The 17697-nt window shown below is 59.5% G+C and carries 13 protein-coding genes and 1 other annotated feature; of the genes, 8 read left to right on the top strand and 5 right to left on the bottom strand.

Annotated elements, in window-relative coordinates:
• Positions 1-30: 30 nt before the first annotated feature.
• The 7 genes from dnaX to ABLX76_RS07845 all read left to right on the top strand — a co-directional run bounded on the left by dnaX (position 31) and on the right by ABLX76_RS07845 (position 8245).
• Complete coding sequence (dnaX, locus tag ABLX76_RS07875) at positions 31-1938, top strand: DNA polymerase III subunit gamma/tau (protein ID WP_023288651.1); 1908 nt, start codon at positions 31-33, stop codon at positions 1936-1938.
• Positions 1271-1335, top strand: a sequence feature (DnaX frameshifting element). (Overlaps the previous gene by 65 nt.)
• Positions 1939-1995: 57 nt before the next feature.
• Positions 1996-2328, top strand: coding sequence for a YbaB/EbfC family nucleoid-associated protein (locus tag ABLX76_RS07870; RefSeq protein ID WP_008805448.1), 333 nt, complete (start codon positions 1996-1998; stop codon positions 2326-2328).
• On the top strand, positions 2328-2933 hold the full coding sequence (gene recR / locus ABLX76_RS07865; RefSeq protein WP_002892177.1) for a recombination mediator RecR: 606 nt from the start codon (positions 2328-2330) through the stop codon (positions 2931-2933). Before ABLX76_RS07870 ends, recR begins: the two co-directional genes overlap by 1 nt.
• A gap of 111 nt (positions 2934-3044) precedes the next feature.
• Positions 3045-4919, top strand: coding sequence for a molecular chaperone HtpG (htpG, locus tag ABLX76_RS07860; RefSeq protein ID WP_348874403.1), 1875 nt, complete (start codon positions 3045-3047; stop codon positions 4917-4919).
• 222 nt (positions 4920-5141) lie between these two features.
• Entirely contained in the window at positions 5142-5786 is a 645-nt protein-coding gene (adk, locus tag ABLX76_RS07855) for an adenylate kinase (RefSeq protein WP_002892184.1), read from the top strand.
• Positions 5787-5914: 128 nt separating this feature from the next.
• On the top strand, positions 5915-6877 hold the full coding sequence (hemH, locus tag ABLX76_RS07850) for a ferrochelatase (RefSeq protein WP_023288653.1): 963 nt from the start codon (positions 5915-5917) through the stop codon (positions 6875-6877).
• Positions 6878-6940: 63 nt separating this feature from the next.
• Complete coding sequence (locus ABLX76_RS07845; RefSeq protein WP_023288654.1) at positions 6941-8245, top strand: inosine/guanosine kinase; 1305 nt, start codon at positions 6941-6943, stop codon at positions 8243-8245.
• Positions 8246-8279: 34 nt separating this feature from the next.
• Here the strand turns inward: ABLX76_RS07845 and ybaL are convergent, their stop codons facing one another.
• Together ybaL and ABLX76_RS07835 are read right to left on the bottom strand one after the other, a co-directional pair.
• Positions 8280-9956: a YbaL family putative K(+) efflux transporter gene (gene ybaL / locus ABLX76_RS07840; protein WP_023288655.1), complete on the bottom strand. Its 1677-nt coding sequence runs from the start codon at positions 9954-9956 to the stop codon at positions 8280-8282.
• Between the two features lie 225 nt (positions 9957-10181).
• Positions 10182-11402, bottom strand: coding sequence for an MFS transporter (locus tag ABLX76_RS07835; RefSeq protein ID WP_348874402.1), 1221 nt, complete (start codon positions 11400-11402; stop codon positions 10182-10184).
• A gap of 369 nt (positions 11403-11771) precedes the next feature.
• Here ABLX76_RS07835 and ushA point away from each other — a divergent pair, with 369 nt between their 5' ends.
• The gene (gene ushA / locus ABLX76_RS07830) at positions 11772-13424 is read left to right on the top strand and encodes a bifunctional UDP-sugar hydrolase/5'-nucleotidase UshA (RefSeq protein ID WP_348874401.1); all 1653 of its coding nucleotides are present in this window, start codon (positions 11772-11774) and stop codon (positions 13422-13424) included.
• 89 nt (positions 13425-13513) lie between these two features.
• On the opposite strand, the gene ybaK is transcribed toward ushA, so the two are convergent.
• The 3 genes from ybaK to copA form a co-directional block, all read right to left on the bottom strand.
• Positions 13514-13993 (bottom strand): Cys-tRNA(Pro)/Cys-tRNA(Cys) deacylase YbaK, encoded by a 480-nt coding sequence (ybaK, locus tag ABLX76_RS07825; protein WP_004204728.1) that lies wholly within the window; start codon positions 13991-13993, stop codon positions 13514-13516.
• A 201-nt stretch (positions 13994-14194) separates the two neighbouring features.
• Positions 14195-14989 (bottom strand): TraB/GumN family protein, encoded by a 795-nt coding sequence (locus ABLX76_RS07820; protein ID WP_023288658.1) that lies wholly within the window; start codon positions 14987-14989, stop codon positions 14195-14197.
• A 130-nt stretch (positions 14990-15119) separates the two neighbouring features.
• Entirely contained in the window at positions 15120-17621 is a 2502-nt protein-coding gene (copA, locus tag ABLX76_RS07815) for a copper-exporting P-type ATPase CopA (RefSeq protein WP_044521405.1), read from the bottom strand.
• Positions 17622-17697 lie beyond the last annotated feature (76 nt).

Raw genomic sequence — 17697 nt, 5'->3', positions numbered from 1 at the left:
TTTCACCTTCCAGCGTTTCAGAGCCAGCCCATGAGTTATCAGGTCTTAGCCCGTAAATGGCGCCCACAAACCTTTGCTGACGTCGTCGGCCAGGAACATGTGCTGACCGCACTGGCGAACGGCTTGTCGTTAGGGCGCATTCATCACGCTTATCTCTTTTCCGGTACCCGCGGGGTCGGTAAGACTTCCATCGCCCGCCTGCTGGCGAAAGGGTTAAACTGTGAAACCGGCATCACCGCCACCCCCTGCGGCGTGTGCGATAACTGCCGGGAAATAGAACAGGGGCGCTTTGTCGATCTGATTGAGATTGACGCCGCCTCGCGAACCAAAGTCGAAGATACTCGCGACCTGCTGGATAACGTCCAGTACGCGCCGGCCCGCGGCCGCTTTAAGGTCTATCTCATCGACGAAGTCCATATGCTGTCGCGCCACAGCTTCAACGCGTTATTAAAGACGCTGGAGGAGCCGCCGGCGCACGTCAAATTCCTGCTGGCGACGACGGATCCGCAGAAGCTGCCGGTGACGATCTTATCCCGCTGCCTGCAGTTCCACCTGAAGGCGCTGGACGTTGAACAGATCCGCCATCAGCTGGAGCATATTCTTGGCGAAGAGCAGATTGCCTCCGAGCCCCGCGCGCTGCAGCTCCTGTCGCGCGCCGCCGACGGCAGCCTGCGTGATGCCTTAAGTCTGACCGATCAGGCTATTGCCAGTGGAGAAGGGCAACTGACGGCGGCGTCGGTGAGCGCCATGCTCGGCACCCTCGATGACGATCAGGCGCTGTCGCTGATTGAAGCCCTGGTCGCCGCCGATGGCGAGCGGGTCATGGCGGGCGTCAATGACGCCGCCGCGCGCGGCGTTGAATGGGAGGCGCTGCTGGTGGAGATGCAGAGCCTGCTGCACCGCATCGCCATGGTTCAGCTGTCCCCTTCGGCGCTGGGCGCCGACATGGCCGCGGTCGAAGTGCGAATGCGCGAACTGGCGCGCACCGTACCGCCGGGCGACGTTCAGCTCTACTACCAAACGCTGCTGATTGGCCGCAAAGAGCTGCCCTATGCCCCGGACCGGCGGATGGGCGTCGAAATGACGCTGCTGCGCGCCCTGGCGTTTCATCCGCGTAAGCCGCTGCCCGAGCCGGAGGTGCAGCCGGCACAGGCCGCCGCGCCCGCGCCGCGCCAGCCGGTTTCCCCCGCAGCGCCGCCGCCGCAGCCGCCGCAGAGTTTGCCGCCGACCACCAGCCAGGTGCTGGCGGCCCGCAGCCACCTGCAGCGCAGCCAGGGAGCAACCACCCCAAAAAAGAGTGAACCGGCAGCCGCTTCCCGCGCGCGGCCGGTGAATAACGCTGCGCTGGAGCGACTGAGTTCGATTACCGAGCGCGTCCAGGCTCGTCCGGCCGCGGCGGCGCTGGAGCAGGCCCCGGCGAAGAAAGAGGCCTATCGCTGGAAGGCGACGACGGTGGTTGAAGAGACCAAAGTCGAAGTCGCCACGCCTAAAGCGCTGAAAAAAGCGCTGGAGCATGAAAAAACGCCGGAGCTGGCGGCTAAGCTTGCCGTTGAAGCGGTCGAGCGCGACAGCTGGGCGGCGGAAGTGAGCCAGCTGGCGGTACCGAAGCTGGTCGAGCAGGTGGCGCTCAACGCGTGGAAAGAGCAGGAGGGCAATCGCGTCTGTCTGCATCTGCGCCCCAGTCAGCGCCACCTCAATTCCGCCGGCGCGCAGCAAAAGCTGGCTGAAGCGCTGGGGGTGTTGTACGGTACGCCGGTTGAATTGACCATCGTGGAAGACGATAATCCCGCGATGCGCACGCCGCTGGAGTGGCGGCAGGCTATTTATGAAGAGAAGCTCGCGCAGGCGCGCGACGCGATTATTGCGGATAATAACATTCAGACCCTGCGTCGTTTCTTCGACGCCGATCTGGATGAAGAGAGTATCCGCCCCATTTGACTGCAAGTTTGACTTGCAGTCAGTACCTTTAATGATGACTGACTGAGAGAGAAGCCTATGTTTGGTGGAAAAGGCGGCCTGGGTAACCTGATGAAGCAGGCCCAGCAGATGCAAGACAAAATGCAGAAGATGCAGGAAGAGATCGCTCAGCTGGAAGTGACCGGCGAGTCCGGCGCGGGTCTGGTGAAAGTGACCATCAACGGCGCGCACAACTGCCGCCGCGTGGAGATCGACCCAAGCCTGCTGGAAGATGACAAAGAGATGCTGGAAGATCTGGTGGCTGCCGCGTTCAATGACGCCGCGCGCCGTATCGAAGAGACCCAGAAAGAGAAGATGGCTTCCGTCTCTGCCGGTATGCAGCTGCCGCCAGGCTTCAAGATGCCGTTCTGATGCAAACCAGCCCGCTGTTAACTCAGCTTATGGAAGCGCTGCGCTGTCTGCCGGGCGTCGGCCCGAAGTCCGCGCAGCGCATGGCGTTTACCCTGCTGCAGCGCGATCGCAGCGGCGGGATGCGTCTGGCGCAGGCGCTGACGCGCGCGATGTCGGAGATCGGCCACTGCGCCGATTGCCGCACCTTCACCGAGCAGGAGGTGTGCAATATCTGCAGCAACCCGCGTCGCCAGGAAAACGGCCAAATCTGCGTGGTGGAGAGTCCGGCGGACATCTACGCCATTGAGCAGACCGGGCAGTATTCCGGCCGCTACTTCGTGCTGATGGGGCACCTGTCGCCGCTCGACGGCATCGGGCCTGACGACATCGGGCTCGATCGCCTGGAACAACGGCTGGAGGCGGAGTCGATCACCGAGGTGATCCTTGCCACCAACCCGACCGTTGAGGGCGAGGCGACGGCCAACTACATCGCAGAGCTGTGCGCGCAGTATGGCGTCGACGCCAGCCGAATCGCCCACGGCGTGCCGGTGGGCGGCGAGCTGGAGATGGTCGACGGCACCACGCTGTCCCACTCGCTGGCCGGTCGCCACAAGATTACTTTCTGAACAAATGGAGGCGGCCATCGCCGCCTCCGCTTGAAAAATTTCCCCGCTGTCCCCATCTCCCACTCAACGGTTTTTTACCCATTTAAAATGGCATTGTTGAGGTTGAATCAGATGAAAGGACAAGAAACTCGTGGTTTTCAGTCAGAAGTAAAACAGCTTCTGCACCTGATGATCCATTCCCTCTATTCCAACAAAGAAATCTTTCTGCGTGAGCTGATTTCCAACGCCTCTGATGCGGCCGATAAGCTGCGTTTCCGCGCGCTGTCGCAGCCGGATTTGTATGAGGGAGACGGCGAGCTGCGCGTGCGGGTTTCGTTTGATAAAGACAACCGTACCCTGACCATCGCCGATAACGGTATCGGCATGAACCGGGAAGAGGTTATCGATCATCTCGGCACCATCGCCAAATCCGGCACCAAAGCGTTCCTGGAATCCATGGGTTCCGACCAGGCAAAAGATAGCCAGCTGATTGGCCAGTTCGGCGTCGGCTTCTATTCGGCCTTCATCGTGGCGGATAAAGTGACCGTGCGCACCCGTGCGGCAGGCGATAAACCTGAAAACGGCGTGTTCTGGGAATCCGCCGGCGAAGGGGAATATACCGTGGCCGACATCACCAAAGCCGATCGCGGGACCGAAATCACCCTGCATCTGCGCGAAGGTGAGGACGATTTCCTCAACGACTGGCGCGTGCGCTCCATCATCAGCAAGTATTCCGACCACATCGCGCTGCCGGTTGAGATTGAAAAACAGGAAGAGAAAGACGGCGAAACCGTTATCAGCTGGGAAAAAATCAACAAGGCGCAGGCCCTGTGGACCCGCAGCAAGTCTGAAGTTAACGACGACGAGTACAAAGAGTTCTATAAGCACATTGCCCATGACTACAGCGACCCGCTGACCTGGAGCCACAACCGCGTGGAAGGTAAGCAGGAGTACACCAGCCTGCTGTATATCCCGTCGCAGGCGCCGTGGGATATGTGGAACCGCGATCATAAACACGGCCTGAAGCTGTACGTCCAGCGCGTGTTCATTATGGACGACGCCGAGCAGTTTATGCCGAACTACCTGCGCTTCGTACGCGGCCTGATAGACTCCAACGATCTGCCGCTGAACGTCTCCCGTGAAATCCTGCAGGACAGCAGCGTGACCCGTAACCTGCGCACCGCGCTGACCAAACGCGCGCTGCAGATGCTGGATAAGCTGGCGAAAGACGACGCCGAAAAATATCAGACTTTCTGGAAACAGTTCGGCCTGGTGTTGAAAGAGGGCCCGGCGGAAGAACCGAGCAACCAGGAGGCGATCGCCAAACTGCTGCGCTTCGCGACCACCCATACCGACTCCTCCGCGCAGACCGTGTCGCTGGAAGAGTACGTCTCGCGTATGAAAGACGGTCAGGAGAAGATCTACTACATCACAGCCGACAGCTATGCGGCGGCGAAAAGCAGCCCACACCTCGAACTGCTGCGTAAGAAAGGGATCGAAGTGCTGCTGCTCTCCGATCGCATCGACGAGTGGATGATGAGCTACCTGACCGAATTCGACGGCAAAGCGTTCCAGTCTGTCGCTAAAGCCGACGAGTCGCTGGACAAACTGGCGGACGAAGTGGACGAGTCCACCAAAGAAGCCGAAAAAGCGCTGGAGCCGTTCGTTGAGCGTGTGAAAAACCTGCTTGGCGACCGGGTCAAAGAGGTGCGTCTGACCCATCGTCTGACCGATACCCCGGCGATTGTCACCACCGATGCCGACGAGATGAGCACCCAGATGGCGAAGCTGTTCGCGGCTGCGGGCCAGGCGGCGCCGGAAGTGAAATACATCTTCGAACTGAACCCGGCGCATCAGCTGGTGAAACGCGCAGCCGATACCCAGGATGACGCGCAGTTCGGCGAATGGGTGGAACTGCTGCTGGATCAGGCGCTGCTGGCCGAGCGCGGCACGCTGGAAGATCCGAACCAGTTTATCCGCCGTATGAACCAGCTGCTGGCTTCCTGACGCGAACCTGAACGAGTAGCCCGGCCGAGCGACGCGACGCCGGGAACGGGATAAATGCCCCGTCTGAGCGATTTGCTCCGGCGGGGCATTTCACATTGGATGGCATAAAATATCTCACCATTAACCGTTTCAGCCGCACCGCCTTCCTTGAGCCATCGCCGTTCTGGTGGTATGGTTTAGCGTTTTTGAAAAATTGAATCGACTTTTGAGGGGATTTTCGTAATGCGTATTATTCTGCTTGGCGCTCCGGGCGCGGGTAAAGGAACTCAGGCTCAGTTCATCATGGAGAAATACGGTATTCCGCAAATCTCCACCGGCGATATGCTGCGCGCTGCGGTAAAATCCGGCTCCGAGCTCGGTAAGCAAGCGAAAGACATCATGGACGCCGGCAAGCTGGTGACCGATGAGCTGGTTATCGCGCTGGTTAAAGAGCGTATCGCCCAGGAAGATTGCCGTAACGGCTTCCTGCTGGACGGCTTCCCGCGCACTATTCCGCAGGCTGACGCCATGAAAGAAGCGGGCATTACCGTTGATTACGTGCTGGAATTCGATGTGCCGGACGAACTGATCGTCGACCGCATCGTTGGCCGTCGCGTTCACGCGGCATCCGGTCGCGTATACCACATCAAATTTAATCCGCCGAAGGTGGAAGGCAAAGACGACGTGACCGGCGAAGAGCTGACCACCCGTAAAGACGACCAGGAAGAGACCGTGCGTAAGCGTCTGGTGGAATATCATCAGATGACGGCGCCGCTGATCGGCTACTACACCAAAGAAGCGCAGGCGGGCAACACCAAATACGCCAAAGTCGACGGCACCAAAGCGGTGGCTGACGTGCGCGCCGAACTGGAAAAAATCCTCGGCTGATAAAGCCTTTTCTCATCCTGCTGCGGCAGGATGAGAACTTCTCTCATTCCTACCTTTTGCTATGATTGGTTCCGTTTAGCGCCATTTCAGCTACAATTGGCTGCGATTCAAATGGTTAAGAGGCGGTAATGCATCAGACGAAAACAGGTATCTTGCTGGCCAATTTAGGCACTCCCGATGCGCCCACCCCCGGTGCGGTGAAGCGCTATCTGCGACAATTCCTCAGCGACAAACGGGTGGTGGATACGTCTCGTCTGCTATGGTGGCCGCTGCTGCGCGGCGTCATACTGCCGATTCGCTCTCCCCGCGTGGCTAAACTCTATCAGTCCGTCTGGATGGAAGAGGGGTCGCCGCTGATGGTATACAGCCGTCGCCAGCAGCAGGCGCTGGCCGCCAGACTGCCGGATACCCCGGTGGCGCTGGGCATGAGCTATGGATCGCCGTCGCTGGCCAGCGCGGTGGATGATTTACTGGCGCAGGGGGTGGGGCACATCGTAGTGCTGCCGCTGTATCCGCAATATTCCTGCTCGACGGTGGCTGCCGTCTGGGATGAGCTGGCGCGGATCCTCGCGAAGAAACGCGCCATTCCCGGTATCTCGTTTATTCGCGATTACGCCGGGCACCCGGACTATATCCATGCCCTGGCGGCCAGCGTGCGCGCCTCGTTTGCCGTTCATGGGGAACCGGATCTGCTGCTGCTCTCCTATCATGGGATCCCGCAGCGCTATGCCAATCAGGGGGATGATTATCCTCAGCGCTGTCGCGATACCACGCGGGAACTGGTCTCCGCGCTGGGGCTGCCGCCGGAGCGGGTGATGATGACCTTCCAGTCGCGCTTTGGTCGGGAACCCTGGCTGACGCCGTACACCGATGAGACGCTGAAGATGCTCGGCGAGAAAGGGACGAAGCATATTCAGGTGCTGTGCCCGGGGTTTGCCGCCGACTGTCTCGAAACGCTGGAAGAGATCGCCGTCCAGAACCGGGAAATATTCCTCGAAGCGGGCGGAAAGCAATATGAATACATTCCGGCGCTTAACGCGGACGCCGCGCATATTGAGATGATGGTCAACCTGACGGCGCCTTATCGCTGATCGCGCGCAGGGCGGGGAATATGCTACTATTTCCCGCTTGTTCCCTGTTATTTAAGCGCCACTATGAAATTTCCCGGTAAACGCAAATCCAAACACTATTTTCCCGTTAACGCCCGCGACCCGCTGCTGCAGCAAATTCAGCCGGAGAATGAATCCAGCGTCTCCTGGGTGGTGGGTATCGACCAGACGCTGGTGGATATCGAAGCGAAAGTGGATGAGGCGTTTATCGTGCGCTACGGCCTGAGCGCGGGCCACTCGCTGGTGATTGAAGATGACGTCGCCGAGGCGCTGTACCAGGAGCTGGTGCGCAATAATCTTATTACCCATCAGTTTGCCGGCGGCACGATCGGCAATACCATGCACAACTACTCGGTGCTGGCGGACGATCGCTCGGTGTTGCTTGGCGTCATGTGCAGCAATATCGAAATCGGCGGCTATGCCTATCGCTACCTGTGCAATACCTCCAGCCGTACCGATCTGAACTATCTGCAGGGCGTCGACGGCGCCATTGGCCGCTGCTTCACCCTGATCAGCGACAGCGGCGAGCGCACCTTCGCCATCAGCCCGGGTCATATGAACAAGCTGCGCCCGGAAAGCATTCCGGAAGCGGTGATCGCCGGCGCCTCGGCGCTGGTGCTGACCTCCTACCTGGTACGCTGCAAGCCGGGCGAGCCGATGCCGGACGCGACGATGAAAGCCATCGAGTATGCCAAAAAGCATGATGTGCCGGTGGTGTTAACTCTTGGAACCAAATACGTGATTGCCGATAACCCGGCGTGGTGGCAGCAGTTCCTGCAGGAGCATGTCTCGATTCTGGCGATGAATGAAGAGGAAGGGGAAGCACTGACCGGCTTTGCCGATCCGCTGACGGCGGCGGATAAAGCGCTGGACTGGGTCGACCTGGTGCTGTGCACCGCCGGACCGGCGGGGCTGTATATGGCGGGCTTCACTGAAGAAGAGGCGAAGCGTAAGACCCAGCATCCGCTGCTGCCGGGGGCGATCCCGGAATTTAACCAGTTCGAATTCAGTCGCGCGATGCGTCACCAGGACTGCGTCAATCCGCTGCGGATTTATTCGCACATTGCGCCGTATATGGGCGGCCCGGAGAAGATCATGAACACCAACGGCGCAGGGGACGGCGCGCTGGCGGCGCTGCTGCATGACATCACCGCCAATAACTACCATCGCAATAACGTCCCCAACTCCAGCAAACACAAATGCAAATGGCTGACCTACTCCTCGTTGGCGCAGGTGTGTAAATATGCCAACCGCGTGAGCTATCAGGTGCTGAACCAGCACTCGCCGCGCTTAACCCGCGGCCTGCCGGAACGTGAGGACAGCCTGGAAGAGGCGTACTGGGATCGGTAAGCGAGTCCCTCTCCCGACGGGAGAGGGCAGAACATCAGCCGGTGACCACTTCACCGGCGGGTGGCGTTTCCAGAAGCTGCAGCATGGCGCGGGCAATTTCCCGCTCGCCCATCACCACCTGATTGGCCCCACGGTCGATAATGTAATCCACTTCGTCATCATAATGGGCGCGGGCGATAATCTCTATATGCGGACATTTTTCCCGTGCGGAAGCGACAATCTCGCCGGCCTCATAGCCGTTGGGAATGGTCAGCAGCAGCCAGCGGGCGCAGTCGAGATGCGCCAGCTCCATGATCTCTTCATTGGCGGCATTGCCCAGCACCGCGCTGATCCCGCGCTCGCGTAGCTCATCCACGCGGGTGCGCGAGGTTTCAACCACCACCAGCGGGATCCCCTGGGCCATCAGCTTCTCGCCCAGCAGGCTGCCGACGCGGCCAAAACCGACCAGCAGCGCGTGGTTGCAGATATCGACCGGCACCTGCTTCTCGTCTTCCAGCACCTCTTCCAGGGTCTGCTCGTCGAGGGTTTCGGTTTTATCGAGATATTTCTCCAGCAGAGTGAACAGTACCGGGTTGAGCATAATCGAGATGATCGCTCCGGCCAGTACCAGGTTTTGCCCGGCCTGCGGCAGCAGGTTAAGCGCCATCCCCAGGCCGGCGAGAATAAAGGCAAACTCACCAATCTGCGCCAGGCTGGCGGCAATGGTCAGTGCGGTACGCGGCGAATGGCCAAACATACGCACGAGGAAAAAGGCGGCTGCGGATTTACCAAAGATAATGATCGCCAGCGTCGCCAGCACCGCCAGCGGCTGCTGGACCAGCACCATCGGGTCAAACAGCATGCCGACGGAGACAAAGAACAGCACCGCGAAGGCGTCGCGCAGCGGCAGGGTGTCATGAGCGGCGCGGTGGCTTAGCTCGGATTCGTTAAGCACCATACCCGCAAAGAAGGCGCCGAGGGCGAAGGAGACATCAAACAGCTCCACGGCGCCGAAGGCGATGCCCAGCGCCAGAGCCAGCACCGACAGGGTGAACAGCTCGCGCGAGCCGGTGGCCGCGCTGCGCGACATGATCCACGGCACCAGCCGCCGGCCGACCAGCATCATAATGGCGATAAAGGCCACCACTTTGCCAATGGTGATCCCGAGGTCGAGGGCCAGGGAAGCGAAGCCGAGGTTGCCTTTCTCCGCCATACCGGCCACCGCCGGCAGCAGGACCAGCGTCAGGACCATCACCAGGTCTTCCACAATCAGCCAGCCGATGGCGATCTGCCCGCGCTGACTGTCAATCAGCTGTCGTTCCTCCAGGGCGCGCAGCAGCACCACGGTACTGGCGGTGGAGAGGCACAGACCAAAGACGATGCCGGTCATCAGCGACCAGCCAAGGGCGGCGGAGAGCGCCATACCCAACAGCGTCGCCACGGCTATCTGGGCGATGGCCCCGGGAATGGCGATCGACTTTACCGCCATCAGATCCTTGAGGGAGAAATGCAGGCCGACGCCGAACATCAGCAGGATCACGCCGAGCTCCGCCAGTTCCGGAGCCAGTTTGGTGTCAGCAACAAAGCCAGGGGTGAAAGGTCCGGACAGCACGCCCGCTAAGAGATATCCCACCAGAGGAGAAATACGTAGCTTATTGGCAATCATGCCGAGAATAAAGGCGAGCACGAGGCCGCCGACAATGGTGGTGATTAGCGGTGTTGCGTGGTGCATTCCGTCTCCTTTCCAGTGGTAAATCGGTCCATTTTGCTACCCTGTCCGCGTAATAGTTTATGACAAAAACGTTCACTTTGTTTATGAATAATTCTTGAATTGTGCAAAAAAATGCAATTAGGGGATAAAAAGGCACAGAAGGGAAAATCGAGGGAGGAATGCGCGCATCAGGCCGATGGCGCAAGGGGTAACGGCGGCCAGCGTTACACTTTGGCCGCCGGTTAATCAGGCTTTTTGCCGGTTATCAGGAAGAAATATCGTCAGGAATCCCAGCAGCGGCAGGAAGGCGCAGATTTTATACACCAGGTCGATGCTGGTATGGTCCGCCAGCAGGCCCAGGACCGCGGCGCCAAGGCCGCCCATACCAAAGGCGAAGCCGAAAAACAGGCCTGAAACCATGCCGATACGTCCCGGCAGCAGCTCCTGTGCATAGACCAGAATAGCGGAGAAGGCCGAGGCGAGGATAAAACCAATGATCACCGTTAAAATCCCGGTCCATTCCAGGTTGGCATAGGGTAAAACAAGGGTGAAAGGCGCCACGCCGAGGATAGAGCCCCAAATAACATATTTTCGTCCAATCTTATCGCCAACGGGCCCGCCAATCACCGTCCCGGCGGCCACCGCGAACAGGAAGGCAAACAGATGCAGCTGGGCGTTTTGCACCGATAAGCCGAACTTATGCATCAGATAAAAGGTGTAATAGCTGCTGATGCTCGCCATATAGAAGTATTTCGAGAAAATCAGCATCAGCAGAATACCTACCGCCAGAATCACCTTATTGCGCGGCAGCGGATTGACGATCGCCGGCTTCGGTTTGCCCTTATTCATCCGGTGCTGCGCGGCGTACCAGCGGCTGATTTGCGACAGCACGACGATAGCCAGCAGGGCGGCCAGCACGAACCAGGCGACGTTGCCTTTACCATACGGGGCGATGATCACCGCCGCCAGCAGCGGGCCAAGCGAACTGCCGAAGTTGCCGCCGACCTGGAACAGCGACTGGGCCAGGCCGTGACGGCCGCCGGAGGCCATCCGTGCCACGCGGGATGATTCCGGATGGAAAACCGAGGAGCCGGTACCCACCAGCGCGGCGGCCAGCAGCACCATACCGAAGCTACCGGCCAGCGCCAGCAGGATCAAACCGCAGAGGGTAAAGCACATGCCCACCGGCAGCGACCACGGCATCGATCGTTTATCGGTGATGTAGCCAATCACCGGCTGGAACAGCGATGAGGTGAGCTGGAAGGTGAGGGTGATCATCCCAATCTGCACGAAGGTAAGGGAGAACTCGGCTTGCAGCAGCGGGTAGATAGCGAGTATGAGCGACTGGATCATATCGTTAAGCAAATGGGACAGGCTGATCGCGCCTAAGATGCCAAACGAGGTGCGCGCTTTTTGCGGCGGCGCGTCGGTACTGGGTAAGGTCTGAGCGGATTGGTTGGTTGTCATAGGTTCACTTCAGCGAGTTCGATTTGTTGTAGAGAATGCAGGTTGTTACCCTAAATAATTCGAGTTGCAGGCAGGCGGCGACGCAGCGAATCCCCAGGAGCTTACTCTCGTAAGTGACTGGGGTGAGCGAGGACAAATTCGTCAGGAACGAATTTGAACGCAGTTCACTGCGCCCGTAAGGGCGAGGCCCAGGGATGGGCCGAGTTATTGCCAACGCACATGCAACTTGAAGTATGACGGGTAGAATTATTATCCGACTAACATACCTGTTGATAAGGTTTGAAGGAAGTCGCAATTCTGAAAACATATTTGTCAACGCGGCTAACTCGCTATACTTTCGGCACTTGGGATTAAGTCAGGGAGTGAAGCATGCATTATTTCAAACACAGCGTGGCGCTGGCGTTATTCGCCGCTTTATCGCTGGGCAGCCTGTCCGCGCAGGCCTATGAGCAGGATAAAACCTATAAAATTACCATCCTGCACACCAACGATCACCACGGCCATTTCTGGCGCAATGACTACGGCGAATATGGCCTGGCGGCGCAAAAAACGCTGGTGGACGGTATTCGTAAAGAGGTGGCGGCCGAAGGCGGTAGCGTTCTGCTGCTGTCCGGCGGGGATATCAATACCGGGGTGCCGGAGTCTGATTTACAGGATGCAGAGCCCGATTTTCGCGGCATGAACTTGATCGGCTACGACGCGATGGCGGTGGGGAACCATGAGTTTGATAATCCGCTGAGCGTGCTGCGCCAGCAGGAAAAGTGGGCGAAGTTTCCGTTCCTGTCGGCCAATATTTATCAGAAAAGCACCGGCGAACGGCTGTTCAAACCCTGGGCGCTGTTTAAACGCGGCGGGTTAAAAATCGCGGTAATTGGCTTAACCACTGACGATACGGCCAAGATTGGCAATCCGGAATATTTCACCGATATCGAATTCCGCAAACCGGCGGAAGAGGCGAAGCTGGTGATCCAGGAGCTGCAGCAGAATGAAAAGCCGGACGTGATCCTGGCCACCACCCATATGGGCCACTATGACAACGGCAACCACGGGTCTAACGCGCCGGGGGATGTCGAGATGGCCCGCAGTTTACCCGCGGGCTCGCTGGCGATGATCGTCGGCGGTCACTCACAGGATCCGGTGTGCATGGCGTCGGAAAATAAAAAACAGGTCGACTATGTGCCAGGGACGCCGTGCGCCCCGGATCGCCAGAACGGTATCTGGATCGTCCAGGCGCATGAGTGGGGCAAATACGTCGGCCGCGCCGATTTTGAGTTCCGCAACGGTGAGATAAAGCTGGTGCACTATCAGCTGATCCCGGTCAACCTGAAGAAAAAAGTGACATACGATAACGGCCAAAGCGAGCGGGTGCTGTATACGCCGCAGATCGCGGAGAACCCGCAGATGATGTCGCTGCTGACGCCGTTCCAGAACAAAGGTAAGGCGCAACTGCAGGTCAAGATCGGCAGCGTGAATGGTCATCTGGAGGGCGATCGCAGTAAAGTGCGCTTCGTACAGACCAATATGGGCCACCTGCTGCTGGCGGCGCAGATGGCGCGCAGTAACGCGGATTTCGCGGTGATGAGCGGCGGCGGGATCCGCGACTCCATCGAGGCGGGCGATATCACCTACAAGGATGTGATGAAGGTCCAGCCGTTCGGCAATGTGCTGACCTATGTCGATATGAGCGGCAAAGAGGTGGTGGATTACCTGACCGCCGTCGCGCAGATGAAGCCGGATTCCGGCGCCTATCCGCAGTTTGCGAACGTCAGCTTTGTGGCCAAAGACGGCAAGTTGAACGATCTGAAAATCAAAGGCGAACCGGTGGATCCGGCGAAGACCTACCGGATGGCGACGCTGAGCTTTAACGCCACCGGCGGCGATGGCTATCCGAACATCGCCGATAAACCCGGGTATGTGAATACCGGCTTTATCGATGCCGAAGTGCTGAAAGAGTATATCGAGAAGAACTCGCCGCTGGATGCCGCCGCCTATGAGCCGAAAGGCGAGGTGAGCTGGCAGTAACCCTGAGGGGAAGCCCGGATAAAGCGCGCTGCGTCGCTATCCGGGCGCTTTCCCGGTGGCGCTGCGCTTACCGGGCACGGGGCGCGTCATCAATCGCGGCGGGCGATATCGGCGAACTTCGCATCCAGCAGCTGCGCCAGATCGCTGGCCGCCAGCTCAATATCCAGCCCGCGTTTGCCGCCGGAAATGTAAATGGTGGCAAATTCCTGCGCCGGGGCGTCAATCACCGTCGGCAGGCGCTTCTTCTGCCCCAGCGGACTGATACCGCCCACCAGATAGCCGGTGATACGCTGCGCCACCATCGGGTCGGCCATGTCGACTTTCTTGGCGCCCAGCGCTTTCGCCACTTTCTTCAAATCCAGCTGCCCGGCGACCGGGGTGACGGCGACCGCCAGATGCTTCATATCGCCATTTACGGCGACCAGCAGGGTCTTGTAAACCTGGTCGGCATTGAGGCCGAGCTTGCGCACCACTTCATCACCGAAGTTGGTCTCATTGGGATCGTGATCGTAACTGTGGATCTGAAAGGGGATTTTGTTTTTTTCGAGTAATTTAACGGCGGGAGTCATAGCTATCCTTCTTACCAACCGGTTTTGCGTGACGTCAGAATACGCCCGCAGGTTGTCTAAAAAATAGTACCATCTTGCGCAATAGTGTTGGCAGTGATGGTCACTTTGAGCGACAATCAGACGATCCGGGATGCAAATCCCGGGATAATAATAATGATGAAATTCCTCTTTGACGGGCCAATAGCAATATTGGCCATTTTTTTATGTCAGCATATCCGGCAGATTCCCTTCGCCATACAGATGCAGCGCGCCGACGGCGACCACGTAGCGCCCCGGCGGCAGGGCCAGCAGCGTCTCGCGCCAGGCGAGATTGCGCTGGTGCATCAGCACATCATATAAAGACTGGCTGAAGGTCGTCGGCAGCGATACCGCGCCGCGCGACGGCGGTTGCTCCAGCCACCAGCCGATCATGACCTGCAGTAAACGGGCGTTGGTGCGCCAGTGGGTCAGCGTATCCTCCAGCAGCGCCATTCCGCCATCGGGCAGGTCGCGCAGCAGCGCGATCTGGCTGTCGGCGCCTTCCAGCTCCATCACCGCTATGTTGCTCTCGCGGGCGGCCATCAGCAACTGATAATCGATACCGTAATCCGGCCGCAGCCCCAGCTTCTGCGCCTGGGTGGCCTGCAGAACCATCGCCACCTGCCACAGCGGCTGGCTGTCGAATAGCGCGACCGACAGGCCGAGTTCTCCGGCTCGCGTCTGTAGCTCGCTCAGCTGCGCGTCGCTCAGGCGCTCCGCCAGCGGCGGATAAGCGGGGAGATGGCTAAACGGGGTTTCATTGCCGCTGATATCGGCCTCAACGATTAACGCATCGGCCTGGCGTATTTTTTTCAGCAGCTTCGCTGGCGGCGGCGCCATATCGCGGGTGCCCATATGGATGCTGCCGACGAGGTGCAGATAGCGTTCGCCGGGCAGGACGATATCCATCGCAGGCCAGGAATAAGACGAGCCGACGGCGGCTCGCCACAGCATTTTTATCCGGTTTAACAGGCCCATACGCGCTCCGAAGTGTGAGGCATTCATGCTAGCGCATATGGTGATACACGTCACCCTTCCGGCGGGCTTTTCTTGTCCCGGTAAAAAAGCGGGCGCCGACCCTTTCAGCGCCCGCTTTCCTGGACAGCGCTTATGCTTTTGGTTTAAAGCGCAGCAGGCGGTTAGCGTTACTCACCACGGTAATCGACGACAGCGCCATCGCCGCGCCGGCGACCACCGGATTGAGCAACGTGCCGGTCAGCGGCCAGAGGATCCCGGCGGCAATCGGGATGCCCAGCGAGTTGTAGACAAAGGCCCCCAGCAGGTTCTGCTTCATATTGCGTAAGGTCGCCTTCGAAATCGCCAGCGCATCGGCCACGCCGTGAAGACTATGGCGCATCAGGGTGATCGCCGCCGTTTCAATGGCGACATCGCTGCCGCCGCCCATGGCGATCCCGACATCCGCCTGCGCCAGCGCCGGGGCGTCGTTAATCCCATCGCCCACCATCGCCACTTTGTGCCCCTGGCTCTGCAGACGCTTAATGGCGTCGGCTTTACCGTCCGGTAGCACGCCGGCAATCACTTCATCAATGCCGGCTTCTTTGGCGATAGCATTCGCGGTAGTGGGGTTATCTCCGGTGAGCATCACCAGGCGGTAGCCCTGACGATGCAGGCGCGCCAGAGCGTCGACGCTGTCTTCGCGTAGCGGGTCACGGATGGCGAACAGCGCGGCCGCCTGACCATCTACCGCCAGCAGCACCGGCGTAGCCCCGCGCGAGGCCTGCGCCATCATCTCGCTTTCTATATCGCCGGTGGCGATATGTTGCTCGTTGAGCAGCGCCTGGTTACCGAGCAGCAGGCGATGGCCTTCCGCTTCGCCGCTGACGCCAAGGCCGCGCAGGGTGCGGAAGCCGCTCACTTCCGGCAACGGGCTGTCTCCGGCTTTATCAAGGATCGCTCGCGCCAGCGGATGGCTTGAACCCTGCTCGAGCGCGGCGGCAAGACGCAGCGCGGTCATCTCATCAACGTCTGCGAAAGTTTTCACCGCCACCACCTGCGGCTTGCCTTCGGTCAGGGTGCCGGTTTTATCGAACACCAGGGTGTCGAGTTCACTGGCGCGCTGCAGAGCATCGGCGTCGCGCACCAGCACGCCGTATTCCGCCGCCCGGCCAACGCCGGAGATAATCGACATCGGCGTCGCCAGGCCTAAGGCGCACGGACAGGCGATAATCAGTACCGTGGTGGCGATCACCAGGGTATAGACGATCTGCGGCGCCGGGCCGAAGAAGTACCAGATCGCAGCGCTAATCAGCGCAATGGCGACCACCGCCGGGACAAACACCGCGGAGATTTTATCCGCCAGCTGGCCGATCTCCGGCTTGCTGCTCTGCGCCTGGCGTACCATGCGGATAATACGTGCCAGCGTTGTCTGGCTGCCGACGGCGCTGGCGGTGAACAGCACGCTGCCGTCCTGCACTACGGTGCCGGCGTGAATGGCGTCGCCGTCGCCTTTTTGCTGCGGTACCGGTTCGCCGGTGAGCATCGCTTCATCAAACCAGGCTTCCCCCTGGCTTATCACGCCGTCGACCGGGACGCGGTCGCCGGTCGTCAGGCGCAGCGTCATGCCGGCCTGAACTTCAGCGAGCGGCAGATCTTTCTCGCCCTCGGGCGTAACGACCCGCGCCGAAGGCGGCGTCAGGTCGAGCAGTTTTTCCAGCGCTTTTGAGGAGCGCTGGCGGGCGCGGGCCTCCAGCATATGGCCGAGGTTAATCAGGCCGATAATCATTGCGCTGGCTTCGTAATAGAGATGGCGGGCTTCCATCGGGAACCACTGTGGCCACAGGTTGACGCTCATCGAGTACAGCCAGGCGACGCCGGTACCGAGCGCCACCAGCGTATCCATGGTGGCGGTGCCGTTTTTCAGGCTTTTCCACGCGCTGCGGTAGAAGTGGCCGCCGGCGAAGACCATCACCGCCAGGGTGACGAGGCCGATGACCAGCCACAGCGAACGGTTGTCGTCGCTGACCATCATGTTATCGCCGATCATGCCCCAGACCATCACCGGCACGCCGACCAGCAGGGCGACAATCGCCTGCCAGCGAAAACGTTTCATGGTGGCGATGGCGGTTTCCTGCTGCCGTTCGCGGCGTTCCAGATCGTCCTCGATTGCCTCCGCGCCGTAGCCCGCTTTCTCCACCGCCTGCACTAATTCTGCGGCGGACGCACTGCCCATCACCAGCGCCGTGCGTTCCGCCAGGTTAACCCGCGCCTGTGAGACGCCCGGCACCGCGGCAAGCGCGTTCTGTACCCGGGAGACGCAGCTGGCGCAGCTCATGCCGTTGATCAGCAGCTGTTGACTGTCATCTTCGTCATGGGCTGCCGGAAGCTCAGGAGTGGCCGCTGTCAGTGCTTCCGACGGGATTGATGATTCTGCCAGCGGTTTAGCCTTTGGGTGGCTGAGCTCCGCGCCGTATCCGGCTTGTTTAACGGTTTCAATCAGCGCTTGTGCGCTGGCGCTGCCCGTCACATGGGCTTCAGTGAGGGTGACTTCCGCTTGCTCAACGTCAGGACGCTGCTCCAGACTCTCTTTCACGCGTTTAACGCAGTGGCCGCAGGAGAGGCCATCCAGCGTCAGGTCGATAGTGTTAGACATAAATAACTCCTGAATAATTTTCCGGTCAACGATTGACCAGAACCACTCTTTCATCGAGTATTAAGAAGGTTAAACC

The sequence above is a fragment of the Klebsiella sp. JB_Kp004 genome (assembly GCF_040065795.1).
Taxonomy (GTDB): Bacteria; Pseudomonadota; Gammaproteobacteria; order Enterobacterales; family Enterobacteriaceae; genus Klebsiella; species Klebsiella quasipneumoniae.
Note: the sequence above shows the minus strand (reverse complement) of the source record. Positions and strands in the feature narration are given on the sequence as shown.

Bases quoted from the DNA above. Each gene is read 5' to 3' on its own strand.
- ybaL (WP_023288655.1), bottom strand. From the start codon at position 9,956: ATGCACCACGCAACACCGCTAATCACCACCATTGTCGGCGGCCTCGTG.
- copA (WP_044521405.1), bottom strand. From the start codon at position 17,621: ATGTCTAACACTATCGACCTGACGCTGGATGGCCTCTCCTGCGGCCAC.
- ABLX76_RS07820 (WP_023288658.1), bottom strand. From the start codon at position 14,989: ATGGGCCTGTTAAACCGGATAAAAATGCTGTGGCGAGCCGCCGTCGGC.
- ABLX76_RS07845 (WP_023288654.1), top strand. From the start codon at position 6,941: ATGAAATTTCCCGGTAAACGCAAATCCAAACACTATTTTCCCGTTAAC.
- htpG (WP_348874403.1), top strand. From the start codon at position 3,045: ATGAAAGGACAAGAAACTCGTGGTTTTCAGTCAGAAGTAAAACAGCTT.
- adk (WP_002892184.1), top strand. From the start codon at position 5,142: ATGCGTATTATTCTGCTTGGCGCTCCGGGCGCGGGTAAAGGAACTCAG.
- ybaK (WP_004204728.1), bottom strand. From the start codon at position 13,993: ATGACTCCCGCCGTTAAATTACTCGAAAAAAACAAAATCCCCTTTCAG.
- hemH (WP_023288653.1), top strand. From the start codon at position 5,915: ATGCATCAGACGAAAACAGGTATCTTGCTGGCCAATTTAGGCACTCCC.
- ABLX76_RS07835 (WP_348874402.1), bottom strand. From the start codon at position 11,402: ATGACAACCAACCAATCCGCTCAGACCTTACCCAGTACCGACGCGCCG.
- ushA (WP_348874401.1), top strand. From the start codon at position 11,772: ATGCATTATTTCAAACACAGCGTGGCGCTGGCGTTATTCGCCGCTTTA.
- ABLX76_RS07870 (WP_008805448.1), top strand. From the start codon at position 1,996: ATGTTTGGTGGAAAAGGCGGCCTGGGTAACCTGATGAAGCAGGCCCAG.
- dnaX (WP_023288651.1), top strand. From the start codon at position 31: ATGAGTTATCAGGTCTTAGCCCGTAAATGGCGCCCACAAACCTTTGCT.
- recR (WP_002892177.1), top strand. From the start codon at position 2,328: ATGCAAACCAGCCCGCTGTTAACTCAGCTTATGGAAGCGCTGCGCTGT.